This is a genomic window from Evansella halocellulosilytica (assembly GCF_002335745.1).
Classification (GTDB): Bacteria; Bacillota; Bacilli; order Bacillales; family Salisediminibacteriaceae; genus Bacillus_CA; species Bacillus_CA halocellulosilytica.
Genome location: NZ_NIST01000001.1, coordinates 4,473,159 through 4,486,122 on the forward strand (window position 1 = coordinate 4,473,159; position 12,964 = coordinate 4,486,122).

The 12,964-nt window shown below is 39.2% G+C and carries 12 protein-coding genes and 1 riboswitch; of the genes, 2 read left to right on the forward strand and 10 right to left on the reverse strand.

All coding sequences use genetic code 11. The annotated features are described in order from the left end of the window. Positions 1-488 precede the first annotated feature (488 nt). Positions 489-1,838, reverse strand: a complete 1,350-nt coding sequence (locus CD001_RS21285; protein WP_096189634.1) for a TrkH family potassium uptake protein — start codon at positions 1,836-1,838, stop codon at positions 489-491. A 158-nt stretch (positions 1,839-1,996) separates the two neighbouring features. Between CD001_RS21285 and CD001_RS21290 the strand changes: the two genes are divergently transcribed. After that, the gene (locus CD001_RS21290; RefSeq protein WP_096189635.1) at positions 1,997-2,437 is read left to right on the forward strand and encodes a YslB family protein; all 441 of its coding nucleotides are present in this window, start codon (positions 1,997-1,999) and stop codon (positions 2,435-2,437) included. Positions 2,438-2,812: 375 nt separating this feature from the next. On the opposite strand, the gene CD001_RS27410 is transcribed toward CD001_RS21290, so the two are convergent. The 4 genes from CD001_RS27410 to CD001_RS21310 are packed head-to-tail and all read right to left on the reverse strand — an operon-like array spanning position 2,813 to position 4,353. Continuing rightward, on the reverse strand, positions 2,813-3,076 hold the full coding sequence (locus tag CD001_RS27410; RefSeq protein ID WP_096189636.1) for an NUDIX hydrolase: 264 nt from the start codon (positions 3,074-3,076) through the stop codon (positions 2,813-2,815). 45 nt (positions 3,077-3,121) lie between these two features. Then, positions 3,122-3,274, reverse strand: coding sequence for an NUDIX hydrolase (locus CD001_RS27415; RefSeq protein ID WP_407081123.1), 153 nt, complete (start codon positions 3,272-3,274; stop codon positions 3,122-3,124). Positions 3,275-3,285: 11 nt separating this feature from the next. After that, on the reverse strand, positions 3,286-3,630 hold the full coding sequence (locus tag CD001_RS21305) for an NUDIX domain-containing protein (protein WP_179298854.1): 345 nt from the start codon (positions 3,628-3,630) through the stop codon (positions 3,286-3,288). Between the two features lie 54 nt (positions 3,631-3,684). Beyond that, positions 3,685-4,353, reverse strand: coding sequence for a hypothetical protein (locus CD001_RS21310; protein WP_096189638.1), 669 nt, complete (start codon positions 4,351-4,353; stop codon positions 3,685-3,687). Positions 4,354-4,857: 504 nt separating this feature from the next. On the opposite strand from CD001_RS21310, the gene CD001_RS21315 reads away from it, so the two are divergent. After that, the gene (locus CD001_RS21315; protein WP_096189639.1) at positions 4,858-6,498 is read left to right on the forward strand and encodes an IS1182 family transposase; all 1,641 of its coding nucleotides are present in this window, start codon (positions 4,858-4,860) and stop codon (positions 6,496-6,498) included. A gap of 38 nt (positions 6,499-6,536) precedes the next feature. On the opposite strand, the gene CD001_RS21320 is transcribed toward CD001_RS21315, so the two are convergent. The 5 genes from CD001_RS21320 to CD001_RS21340 form a co-directional block, all read right to left on the reverse strand. Next, entirely contained in the window at positions 6,537-7,778 is a 1,242-nt protein-coding gene (locus CD001_RS21320) for an aspartate kinase (RefSeq protein ID WP_096189640.1), read from the reverse strand. Between the two features lie 170 nt (positions 7,779-7,948). Next, a riboswitch (Lysine riboswitch) is annotated at positions 7,949-8,129 on the reverse strand. 137 nt (positions 8,130-8,266) lie between these two features. Continuing rightward, on the reverse strand, positions 8,267-10,051 hold the full coding sequence (uvrC, locus tag CD001_RS21325; protein ID WP_096189641.1) for an excinuclease ABC subunit UvrC: 1,785 nt from the start codon (positions 10,049-10,051) through the stop codon (positions 8,267-8,269). A 413-nt stretch (positions 10,052-10,464) separates the two neighbouring features. Beyond that, positions 10,465-10,779: a thioredoxin gene (gene trxA, locus CD001_RS21330; RefSeq protein ID WP_096189642.1), complete on the reverse strand. Its 315-nt coding sequence runs from the start codon at positions 10,777-10,779 to the stop codon at positions 10,465-10,467. A gap of 355 nt (positions 10,780-11,134) precedes the next feature. Next, positions 11,135-12,106 carry an electron transfer flavoprotein subunit alpha/FixB family protein gene (locus CD001_RS21335; protein ID WP_096189643.1) on the reverse strand — a complete coding sequence of 324 codons (972 nt, stop codon included), beginning with the start codon at positions 12,104-12,106 and terminating at the stop codon, positions 11,135-11,137. Between the two features lie 18 nt (positions 12,107-12,124). Continuing rightward, entirely contained in the window at positions 12,125-12,895 is a 771-nt protein-coding gene (locus tag CD001_RS21340) for an electron transfer flavoprotein subunit beta/FixA family protein (RefSeq protein ID WP_096189644.1), read from the reverse strand. Positions 12,896-12,964: the final 69 nt, after the last annotated feature.

The window sequence follows — 12,964 nt, forward strand, 5'->3', positions numbered from 1 at the left end:
AGATATTATTTTGCACAAATTTTGTACAAAATGTGACATTTTCATTTTACTCCCACTCAGCACGACCGTCAAGAAAGCGGATTCAATCATTATTTTAGAAAACTAAGTTTATTTCCTGTAACAATGAAAACTTAGTACTTCTCTTATACTTTTGCTTTGTTAAAGGTTATCCATTATTGATAAAGTTGATGATAAAAACGAGAAATACCTGTGTATGAGCGTATTCTCAATTATCATCAATGTAACTTTAACTTAGCTTATTTTTTAAATAATACTATTAAAAAGTTCTCAAAGTATAATAAAAGTTCAAATTTTCCAACTAACAATCTTTAGCGTTTTCATTTTTGAAAAATTAGAAATATCTTAATAAAAAATGATATAGACACGTTTCTTAACGTAACAATGTCTATATCATATCAAATTACTATGAATATTTGTTTAATTTTCAAAATGTCTTAATTTTCTTACAATATCTTTTTGTGCAATGATTAACCTATAATAATTCGTTCTGTCGGATGCTTGTATGGCGTCTTCTTCTCCTTTGCACGAATCGAGAACAAAAAGGCAACGAGACCGACTCGACCGATCAGCATTAAAGCCATTAATGTAATCTGACTAGGCAGTGATAATTCGGGGGTAATTCCCATCGAGAGGCCGCACGTTCCAAATGCTGAACTCACCTCAAAAATAATCGCCATTAAAGCAAATTCGGTACTATCTTCAAATGCACTGAGCATTATGACAGCTGCAAACAAACCGACTGCAAAAACGGATAAGACGATAAATGCTTTTTGTCGATCTTCCGGGTGGATTTCACGGCCAAATGCTTTTACATCACTGCGACCCATTGCAAAGCTGCGAATCGTTAAAAACATCACGGCCAATGTCGTTGTCCGGATCCCTCCACCCACACTTGATGGACTGGCACCGATAATCATAAGCCCAGATAGAAGTAATAAGCTTGCTAACGTTAAGTCGGACACATCCATGACTGTTAATCCACTACTTCTAGCAGTAGCTGAGTTAAAAAGTGAGAAAAACAATTGCTGATGCCATGCTAGACCGTCATAATATTCATTTCGCTCTAATAACCATAAACCAGCAACACCTATCACAAAAACGATAAAATAAGTACTTACTGCAATTTTAGTAAATAAACTAAAACGGAACTCACGATTTTTTGCTGTGAAATATTCTTTTATTTCCATTATGACCGGAAAGCCGATCGCACCGGCAAAAATTAGTAGAATACTGACAAGCTGTACGAAATAATCATCAGCAAACGGTATTAATGAGGCACCAGTAACGTCAAATCCTGCATTCGTAAAGGCAGATAATGCCCCGAATGCACCTTGGTAATATGCTTCACCTATCGTGTCAAAATAATTTATGTAATACGTTCCTAAAATAAGTGTTCCGATTAATTCGATCGCTAACGCAACGACAAGGATTCCTTTCATAAGCTTTACAAGCCCTTGAAAGGCAATTTGGTTATGGTCAACCATAATTAACATTCGTTGAGACAACACAATTTTTTTGCCAAAGATCAACCAGACGAATGTCCCAATTGTCATAACCCCGATTCCTCCGAGCTGAATTGCCATTGCTAAAAAGAATATTCCGATGCCGCTGTATGTTTCAGACACATTTACAACAGTCAACCCGGTAACGCTGACAGCACTGACTGATGTGAAGAGTGCTTCACTGTATGATACCGTTACACCTGGCTGAGATGAGAAAGGTAAGTACAGAAATATACTGAACACAAACATCGCTACTATATATGATATAACGATAATTCTAAAAGGACTTAAAAACTTTGACATTCCCAAGTTCATCGTGCACGACCCCCAAACTAAATACGGGCTTTAGTATACCATTATTGCTATAACGTTACCATGACTATTTCCCAAGTTTTTCATGATTTTTTTACTTTCTCATCGTCTGTATTGTGGTAATATGAAAAAAGAATTGTTTGTGAAGGAAGGATTCATACATGAAAAAACAACACCTCTTAGAGAGACAGTCAGAAGAAACACCTGAAAGTACAACTTTTAGCTACGAACTTTTACGGCATGTACTTCTTCCGGAACTTTTAGGGGAAGACGAAGAAATGATTTTATATTGGGGCGGTAAATCGATTGCCAGAAAGCTTGCTTCTGAAGAACTTGACAACTTAGAAAACTTTTTTGAGCGTGCAGATTGGGGAACCTTATCTTTAGTAAAAGAAAAAAAATCAACTCGTGTTTATGAGCTTGTAGCTCCATTAATGGAAAAAGGCAGGCCAATTTCATTAGAGTGCGGATTTCTTGCACAAGCAATCGAAAGACAGCAAGGGTATGTCACAGAAGCTTCCTATGAAATGAAAAAGAAAAACCCTTATACTTGTCGTATCACCGTAAAATGGGACATTGCTGACCCCGTGCAATCATCTTGAAAGGTTATCTCAAAAAATTTGAAAATGCATATGAGCTCGTCAAAAAATCTTTTCCTTTTAATGAATTAGGCTGGAACAAAACCTAGTTAAGAAGGAATGGCACTCACCGTCGTTGAGTGCCATTTCTTCTTTTTTTTCAGGTATTTATTTTATATTGGGGTTGATTGTTTCAAAAAACACTCGCTTGCACTCCAGAGCACAAGTGCGACATCTACTTGTGCTGCACTTCGTTTGCATTCGTAGTGTCTTCTTTGCCGCGGGCAAGGCTTCAGCTAGCCGGGGTAAAACGTCCCGTCGGATCTTCTGCTCCTGCGGTTACTCGTCGCACAAGAGAAAGCTCTTGCTTTTCCCGCAGGCGTCTCGTGATTTTGACAATCATCCTCGGAACCATTTTTCAGTTATTATACTCCCTCTCATTTTTCGTTCCTGAATCAAACGTAGTAAAAAATGTCTATCTTCTGGAAAAGATAATATTAAATTTTCTAGATCCAGCTCCGCAACCCAAGAAATATCATAAATTAGATGATCAGGATCTTGAATTTTCTGTTCTCCTCCGACAAGTTTTATAAGAAAATAATGAACCTCATAATAAATCGCAAACTCTTTATATGTACCTGTTTTCACCTTTAATTTCTTCATGATGTCAGCTTCGTAACCCGTTTCTTCATAAACCTCTCATATACATCATTGAGAAAATGTTTCCCCACTTTCTTTCCCTCCGGAAGGAACTGACCACGTTTTTTCCTCATCCTGCTTTCCTAGTAAAACCATTAATATTTCATGACGACCATTTATACAAACACCTGCAGAACCACACCATTTTTTGATACTTAACACCCCATTCCGACCTATATCGAATTGATTACACAATACTTGTCTGCTTCGAGTGGCTCCTTAATTTTTGTTATTAAAGCAGCAGAATAAAATGAAGCATCATTGATAATCGGTTGATTTTTTGATGTGATAAAAGTTCTTGATGCTTCTCCTAATAATCCATTTACCTTTATTTCATATCCTGTTTCCTCTAACAATTCTCTGTGCAGGCACTCTTTATGACTTTCATCACTTTTAATGCCGCCACCCGGCAGGAAATAGTGTTCCTGCTCGTTTTGAACAGTCAAAAAACGATCCCGTTCTCGATTTAATATAACCGCATACACTGCTTTTCGTGTTTCATATGTAAAACCAGCCACTTTTTCACCAAACACGTTCTTTTTCTTACCGATTCCACTTTCTTTCTAGAAAAACTACTCTCGGTGATCAATTCTCATAGCCCGGTCAACTTCAAATGCTTCAACACCGGTGAGGGAGATTAGTTTATCGATCATCTCTTTTTTACCGCCAATAAGGCAATAGTCTGCATCCGTGTCAGTATGAACACACCAACTGCGATCTTCTACCCACCAAAAAGTAGGCGCATCGTTCTTTTGAATAAGCTTAAATCCTTCTGAAAGTGAGCCGTAATACAATGCCTCCATTGCACGCAAGCTCAATATATCATAGAAAAAATAACACTCTCCCGACGTCCAGTCATTCAGCACGCCTATCATTTTTCTTGCAATATCAACATCTAGCTCACCCATACATGTAACAATATAGCGCGGCCAGCTATTAAAATGACGGTCAAAGATGCCTGCACAGATTTTTTCTGAATAGACTAATTGATACTTTTTAGCCATCTCCTTATATGTGACCTTTTTTAAGTATACTGGATCAATTGATTCGTCTTGTCCACATTCACTCCATAATAAACGCTCATCTTTTATACTTCTATCAACATAGATTGGCTGCATCACTTTTGCATAACTTTCATAATGGTCAGGCATCACATCAGAAACTCTCGTTTCATAAAGTCTGCTAAAATTTGGAATTTTGTAGAGCCATTCTGTTTTTTCAAGAGACGTTAAACGAATCAATCTTATTCCCCCTCTATGAGACTCCTTTTACATCAAGCCTCTTTATTCCTCTAGCATCTTTCATTAAAATTGTTAAAAATTCCAATTAAAAACAATATTAACATATATGTCTAGTTACTTCTGTAAAAAAAATGAGGCTGGGACAAAACCCAGCTAAATAGAAGGGCCCTCACCATCGGTGAGAGCCTTTTCTTGTATGCAGCATTATGGTTGATTGTTCAAAAGTACACTCGCTTGCACTCCAGAGCACAAGTGCGACATCTACTTGTGCTGCACTTCGTTTGCATTCGTAGTGTCTTCTTTGCCGCGGCAAGGCTTCAGCTAGCCGGGGTAAAACGCCCCGGCGGATCTTCTGCTCCTGCGGTTACTCGTCGCACAAGAGAAAGCTCTTGCTTTTCCCGCAGGCGTCTCGTGATTTTTGAACAATCAACGAATATGTACACAAAAAGGATACCTTCTGATAAAGTTAAATTACCACAACATAACAGAATCGGAGGTATCCTTATGTTTAAAGATTATAACATGAATCAAGTCGTTCTGCCGATGGACCTGTCCTATAAACTTCAGGAAAATGACGTTGCTTTTGCCGTCAACGATCTCGTGGAAGCCATACCTGATGAAGCATTCAGTGCCTTCCTGCGTTCAACCGGCTGTCCAGCCTACCACCCAAGAATGATGATGAAGCTGATCCTTTGCGCTTACACACAATCTACTTTCTCAGGAAGAAAAATCGAAGGGCTTTTAAAAGACAGCGTTCGCATGATGTGGCTGGCTCAGGGGTATGAACCAAGTTACCGTACGATCAATCGCTTTCGGGTCCATCCTGAATCTCAGGAATTATTGCGACATTGCTTCGTTCAATTCAGGTGTCAGCTGGTAGAAGAAAAGCTGATTGACGATGAGGCAATCTTCATTGATGGCACGAAGGTCAAGGCGAATGCAAATAAGTTTACTTTTGTCTGGCGAAAATCCGTTGAAAGATACAGCGCCGGCTTAGTAGAAAAGTCCAATCAACTTTATGAGGAGCTACTGAACCAGGATATCATTCCTGCCATCGAACGGGACAATCTTGAGGAATTATCTTCTGAAGAGCTCGAAGAGGTCGTTCAGAAACTGGACGACACCGTTAAAGATTATGATAAACGAATTGAAGAAGCGGAAGACACGAAGGAGCGCAAACAGCTTCGAGCAGAACGAAAAGCACCAAAACAGTATCGCAAGCAATTTAAGGATTTTGTTATACGTAAACAAAAGTACAAGCAGGACCTTGCGATCCTGGGAGAGCGAAACAGTTATTCGAAGACAGATCATGATGCCACGTTTATGCGGATGAAAGATGACTATATGAAAAATGGTCAACTGAAAACAGGGTATAATCTGCAAATTGCTACTGAAGGACAGTACACGCTTGCTTATGACATCTTTCCAAATCCTACTGATACGCTGACGTTTATTCCTTTTCTTAATAAAATTGAGAAATGGTTCTTCTCGTTGCCCTCTTACATAGTGGCCGATGCCGGATATGGAAGCGAACAGAATTACGATGACGTTTTAAACATTCGCCAGCGGACGCCCCTAATCACCTATGGGATGTACCGTAAAGAAAAGAAAAAAGCATACAAAAACAATGCTTTTAACGTAGCCAACTGGTACTTTGACCAAGAGAGTGACACTTTTACGTGCCCGAATGATAAGAAATTGAACTTTAAGTACTGGTCGAAAAGGACAGATAAAGCAGGATTTGAGCGAACGTTTAAGGTTTATGAATGTGAAGATTGTTTTGAATGTCCCCTACGTCCCCAATGTACGAAAGCTAAAGAGGGAAATAATCGGAAGGTTCATTACAATGAAAAGTGGGAGAGCCAAAAAGCCTTTACTCGGGAAGTGCTTTCGGAAGCGGAAACAGGCGAAATCTACGGAAAGCGTAAGATTGATGTAGAGCCTGTCTTCGGATTTCTGAAGGCTAATTTGCATTTCACCCGAATGTCGGTGAGGGGCAAAGAACAGGTTAAAAACGAAATAGGATTTGCCCTGATGGCGGTGAACTTGAGAAAATACACCGCCCGACAGTCTCATCAACCTATTTTAGGTCAACAAAACGGTGCCAACTATCGAAAAGCGATAATTGACACCGTTTTTACTTAATTTGAGACTGTTTTGTCCCAGCCTCATTAGCTGATTCATTATGAAATTGTCACTTTTGATGCTTCACGTGTATCAAGTTCAAACGCTGTATGAAGTACCTCAATTGCATTTACCATATTCTCTTCCGGTACGACAACGGATACTTTAATTTCTGAAGTACTAACCATTTTAATTTCAATCTCATTGTCTGAAAGGACTTGGAACATATTAGCTGCTACGCCAGGGTTAGAAATCATGCCTGAACCGACAATCGATACTTTTGCTAACGAATCTTCATGACGAATTGCCTTGTATTCAAGACGTTCACGATTATTTTCCAGTACTTGCAATGCTTCTGATAGCTTTTCAGTATTTAATGAAAATGAGACGTTCATTTCATTTTCACCTGTCATTTGCTGAATAATGATGTCCACATCAATTCCTGATTCCGCTAAAGATGAGAAAACGTCAGACATTGTGTGAAAACGATTCGGTAATCGTTCAATCGTGATTTTCGTAACGGCACCTTCAAATGCCAGCCCTCTTACAACTAAATTTTGCTCCATTGATGCTTCCTCCTCAACAATTGTTCCTTCTTTATCTACTGTACTTGAACGAACGATTAACGGTAGCTGAAAGTTTTTTGCAAATTCTACTGCCCTCGGATGCAAAACACCTGCTCCAAGGTTAGCTAATTCCAACATTTCATCATATGAAATACTTTGAAGCTGACGTGCCTTTTTTGCAACTCTAGGGTCACAAGTATAAACACCGGTTACATCTGTAAAAATTGAGCAAGACTCTGCATTTAAAGCTGCAGCGATCGCAACTGCTGTTGTATCAGAACCTCCACGACCGAGTGTTGTTATATCACCGTTTTCTGACATCCCTTGAAAGCCTGCAACGATGACTACTTTTCCATCACCTAAGTATGATTCAAGACGCTCCGTATCAATATTCGTTATTCTTGCATTTTGATGTACAGGCTCTGTTTTGATTCCTGCTTGCCAGCCTGTTAATGAAACCGCATCAATACCCATTTCTTTAAGGGCCATCACCATTAATGAAATCGTCACTTGCTCTCCTGTGCTTAGCAGCATATCCATTTCACGTTTATCAGGAGAATCGCTTATATCATTTGCGAGTTGGACGAGTGTGTCTGTCGATTTCCCCATCGCTGATACAACTGTTACGACGCGATTTCCAGCATCATACTCACGCTTCACTTTTTCTGCTGCACGCTTAATTTTTGTTACATCTCCTACCGATGTTCCACCAAACTTTTGTACAATTGTTGCCAATGTCAGTTCCTCCTCTTTTCTCTAAAACATAGTCTTTGAGAAAAGACCATCCGCACATTTGCCTTTTTGCTTTAATTCTAAAGCACATAGAAGACAAATAAAAACGGCAGTAGGAAGGTCCCTACCGCCGAATACGACTTTTATTCTTTCATCAACATAGAAAAGCCGCTCCGTGAGATAGTCCTCCATACAGATCACATCTGTATGACAGCCCTGTATTTATTCAATACAGGTCCAAAAGGGTACGGTTGAGCAGCATCCTTTTTCGGCGAAAATCCCTTTCCACTATCGTCTTCGAATCTCAACATTCTCACATAGTGTACTAATTATCTTCGCACCTCTACCATCACTCCATGAGCTGAAGTATGGAATTCATTTTTCAAACTTGTTTAGTAGTTTAGCAGATATAACCTTTGATGGCAATGATCATTTTTCTGGAAGTTTTGGCAATATTCTTGCTCTCGTCTCTATAAGAGCATTCTACACAGTTATGATTCATTTTCCTCTTCTTGAATCTTTTTTAAGAGCGCTTCGGCAGCCGGTTTCGGGATGCCGGTGGAGCGTATTTCTTCCAACGATGCCTCTTTCAACCGTTTGAGTGATCCGAATTGTTTCAGGAGGCCCCGTTTTCTTTTTTCCCCGATACCATCAATGTCATCAAGAATAGAAGTGAACATTGTTTTTTTGCGGACATTGCGATGAAATGTGATCGCAAAGCGATGTACTTCGTCTTGGATGCGCTGAAGCAAGTAAAATGCTTGGCTCGTTTTTTTTAAGATGACGACTTCTGGCGGGTCTCCAATCATAAGCTGTGATGTCCGGTGTTTCTCATCTTTAACGAGTCCGCACACTGGGATTGCTAGACCTAATTCATCTTCTAATACACTTTGTGCTGCAGAAATTTGTCCTTTGCCTCCGTCAATAACGACTAAATCTGGGAGAGCGAGCTCTTCTTTCAACAGGCGAGTGTAACGGCGGCGAACAACTTCTCGCATTGATTCATAATCATCAGGACCTTCAACGCTTTTTACTTTATACTTCCGGTAATTTTTCTTATCTGGTTTTCCGTCAATAAACGATACCATCGCAGATACAGGATCTACACCTTGAATGTTCGAATTATCGAAGGCTTCAATTCGATGTGGTGTGTCTATCTTCATCGCTTTCCCTAGTTCTTCGACAGCTATGACTGTTTTTTGCTCATCTCGTTCTATGAGGTCGAACTTCTCTTTTAGAGCAATACGGGCATTTTTATTCGCTAATTCGACGAGTTCCTTCTTTTGACCTCGAATAGGCTTGATTGTTTTCACATTTAAAAACTCGGAAACCATCTTTTCGTCGATTTCTTTAGGAACAAATATTTCTTTTGGCTTTTTATGCTGCTCATCTAAATAAAACTGGCCGATAAATGTATAAAAGTCTTCTTCAGGCTCTTGATACATCGGAAACAGTGTAACGTCACGTTCGATCAGCTTTCCTTGGCGAACGAAAAATACTTGAACACACATCCACCCTTTATCATAGGAAATCCCAAAGACGTCTCGATCCACCCGGTCCTTTACTGACATTTTTTGCTTTTCCATCACTGCTTCAATATGCTGAACTTGATCTCTTAATTCTTTTGCTCGTTCAAAATTGAGCTCTTCTGACGCTTGCAACATTTTGTTTGTCAGCTCTTGTTTAATTTCCTTATGTCCTCCGCTGAGAAAGCGTGTAATTTCTTGGACGAGCTCTCGATTTTGTTCTTGGCTCACATCAAATTCACAAGGGGCAAGGCACTGACCGATGTGATAATATAAACAGACACGATCTGGAAGGGTTCGGCACTTCCGCAATGGATAAAGCCGATCGAGTAGCTTTTTCGTTTCATTTGCTGCTCCTGCGTTTGGATAAGGACCGAAATATTTCCCCCCGTCTTTTTTTACCTTTCTCGTCGTAATAAGGCGAGGGTGCTCTTCTTTCGTAATTTTTAAATACGGATAACTTTTGTCATCCTTTAGCATGACATTGTATCTCGGTTCGTGTTTCTTTATTAAGTTTTGTTCGAGTAAGAGAGCTTCAATATCTGAAGATGTCACGATATATTCGAAGTCACGAATTTCACTGACGAGCCGTTGTGTTTTTTTATCATGTGATCCTGAAAAATATGAGCGGACACGATTGCGAAGGCGCTTCGCTTTCCCAACATAAATGATCGTATCGTGTTTATTTTTCATTAAATAGCAGCCTGGCTGAGCAGGTACTAAAGAAATTTTCTCCTTAAGATCCGACATGTGATGTCGCTCCTTTATTGATTGGCTTTGTTAAAAGAGTTTTTTTGCTTTCAATTCGCATCACTCTTTTCATATATATTACATCTATATTCATTTTTAAACTATAGCATATGTCGATCCTCTGTAAACAAAACTTGGCTTGTCGAAGAGGCTTAATGGCGACAGCCTAAGCAGTTATTCGATTGTCCAAAGGTTTATATAAGTCCGGGAAAAATAACTTTCGTATCAGTGTTAACTAATTTCCCCATTACTCACATATTAACATCCTTACGCTCCGCGACTATAACTTTGTGCCTTGACCTACTTGTCCTCTTTTTGAACACGCACCTATCGTATAAAAAAGGCTAACTCATATACGGAGTCAGCCTTCTTTAATGTAACAATTATTCATACTGCCCTAGTCATAGCGTTCATTAAGCGTGTTTGTTAAGTAATTCAGCAAGTGCTTCTTTCGGCTGAAAACCAACAACTTGTTCTACAACTTCTCCATTTTTTAAAACAAGTAGTGTTGGGATACTCATCACACCAAATTTACTAGCTGTTTCTTGATTTTCGTCAACATCTAATTTTACGATTTTTACTTTGTCACCCATTTCGCCATCCAGCTCTTCAAGAACTGGTGCGATCATTTTACAAGGTCCACACCATGGTGCCCAAAAGTCTGCAAGGACAAGGCCTTGACCTGTTTCAGTTGCGAAGTTTTGATCTGTTGCATTTACAATTGCCATTATAAAATTCCTCCTTGTGATTCACACATCATATTTCTAGTTTATCATTATTTGTTACTTTGCAGTGCAGGATCAGCTCAAATGATAAAAGATGAACATGAACCTTACTAACCCTATAATAACTAACATACCTCGTTCACGCAAAAATGTTGCCTGTTTAGAATAAGATTTTATTATAAAAGCTCTTTCAAGAAAGCATCTATTGTTCTTTCGAAAGTTTAGAATGGCTGCGAATGATGATCTCCTTTAGTCATCACCAACTTTTAATAAAGCTATTCCGACTTCGGTTTCCCTTATCGTTTTCGAGTGACTGAGAAAGCGGAAAGAGGACCATAACAGGCCCTCTTAACAAGCTTTATACTAAAACTTTTTTGAATTCCTCTGTTAATTTTGGAATGACATCAAACAAGTCACCGACAATTCCGTAATCAGCAATATTAAAGATTTCTGCTTCAGGATCTTTATTAATGGCTACAATGACTTTTGAGTTTGACATACCGGCAACGTGCTGGATTGCACCGCTGATCCCGACTGCAATATAAAGATCAGGAGTAACAACTTTACCCGTTTGCCCAATTTGCAACGCATAGTCACAATATTCAGCATCACAAGCACCTCTTGATGCACCAACTGCTGCACCTAAAACCTCTGCTAGCTCATCTAGAATTTTAAAGTTTTCCGACCCTTTCATTCCACGTCCACCTGCCACAATGACAGATGCTTCTGACAAATCCACGCCAGATGTTGTATTTTTCACGACATCTTTAATAATTGTTTGTAAATCAGTAATATCAACATTCACACTTTGGACTTCCCCACTAAGGGATTCATCTTTCTCCAATGCGGCAACGTTGTTTGGACGGATCGTTGCAAAGATCATTCCATCTTTAATGACTTTCTTTTCAAAGGCTTTCCCTGAATAAATCGGACGTGTGAAGATGACTTCATCACCTGCTACTTCTAAAGAAACCGCATCAGATACGAGCCCAGAGTTTAACCTTGCCGCTAGTTTTGGTGCTACATCACGACCGATAGCTGTATGCCCAAGAATGATCCCATCTGGATTTTCTTGTTCAATAACAGCTTGAAGTGCTTGTGAAAATCCTTCTGGTGTATAATGTTCTAATTTATCACTTTCAACAGTTAAAACACGATCTGCTCCATAATGAAACATCGTATTTGCTAAACCGCTTACATTTCCACCTAATAAAGTGCCGACCACTTCTCCGCCAGCAGAAATTTCTTTTGCTGCTGCAATCGATTCAAAGGTGACATTACGAAATTCTCCATCTCGAATTTCCCCAATTACTAACATTTTCTTAGCCATATGGTTCAACCCCTCCTGTTATATCACTTTCGCCTCATTTTTTAGTAAAGTAACTAATTCTTGTACTTGATCATCCAGCTCTCCTTCAAGAACTTTACCAGCTTGTTTTTCAGGTGGTAGGAAGCGCTCAACAGTCGTTGTCTTCGCTTCTACATCTTCTTCATCAAGGTCTAAATCATCAATATCAAGTGTTTCTAAAGGCTTTTTCTTCGCTTTCATAATTCCTGGTAATGAAGGATAACGAGGCTCGTTTAACCCTTGCTGTGCTGTTACGAGAACAGGAAGGCTGACCTCTAGTATTTCTTGATCTCCTTCTACGTCCTTTTCAATTGTTGCTTTTCCATCAGCAACATCAATGTTAACAATTGATGTAACGTGGTTGATACCTAATTTTTCTGCAAGACGTGGTCCAATTTGACCGGATGCATTATCAACAGCAACATTTCCACCTAAAATAATGTCGACTTCTTTATCAGCAAAATATGCGGCTAAAATGGCTTGAGTTGAATATTGATCAGCTGCTTCAACATCTTCATCGTCAATTAATACAGCTTTATCTGCGCCCATTGCCAATCCTGTGCGAAGTTGCTTTTCTGCCTCTTCATCACCGACAGTTACAATCGTTACTTCACCTCCATGCTCATCACGAAGCTGAATTGCTTCTTCAATGGCATACTCATCATAAGGGTTAATGATGAATTCAGCACCATCTTCAACGATTTGGCCATTTTCAATTTGAATTTTTTCTTCAGTGTCAAATGTTCTTTTCATAATGACATAGATATTCATGTAAGTCCCTCCCATAAATAAAGTGATCGTTCTAAACTTTCAAATGTGCTCGATTGTTATCTCTCTTAA

Excerpts from the sequence above, each read along its gene's own strand:
- CD001_RS21335 (WP_096189643.1), bottom strand. The coding sequence starts at position 12,106 with ATGGCTAAGAAAATGTTAGTAATTGGGGAAATTCGAGATGGAGAATTT.
- trxA (WP_096189642.1), bottom strand. The coding sequence starts at position 10,779 with ATGGCAATTGTAAATGCAACAGATCAAAACTTCGCAACTGAAACAGGT.
- CD001_RS21315 (WP_096189639.1), top strand. The coding sequence starts at position 4,858 with ATGTTTAAAGATTATAACATGAATCAAGTCGTTCTGCCGATGGACCTG.
- CD001_RS21290 (WP_096189635.1), top strand. The coding sequence starts at position 1,997 with ATGAAAAAACAACACCTCTTAGAGAGACAGTCAGAAGAAACACCTGAA.
- uvrC (WP_096189641.1), bottom strand. The coding sequence starts at position 10,051 with ATGTCGGATCTTAAGGAGAAAATTTCTTTAGTACCTGCTCAGCCAGGC.
- CD001_RS21340 (WP_096189644.1), bottom strand. The coding sequence starts at position 12,895 with ATGAATATCTATGTCATTATGAAAAGAACATTTGACACTGAAGAAAAA.
- CD001_RS27410 (WP_096189636.1), bottom strand. The coding sequence starts at position 3,076 with ATGAAGAAATTAAAGGTGAAAACAGGTACATATAAAGAGTTTGCGATT.
- CD001_RS21285 (WP_096189634.1), bottom strand. The coding sequence starts at position 1,838 with ATGAACTTGGGAATGTCAAAGTTTTTAAGTCCTTTTAGAATTATCGTT.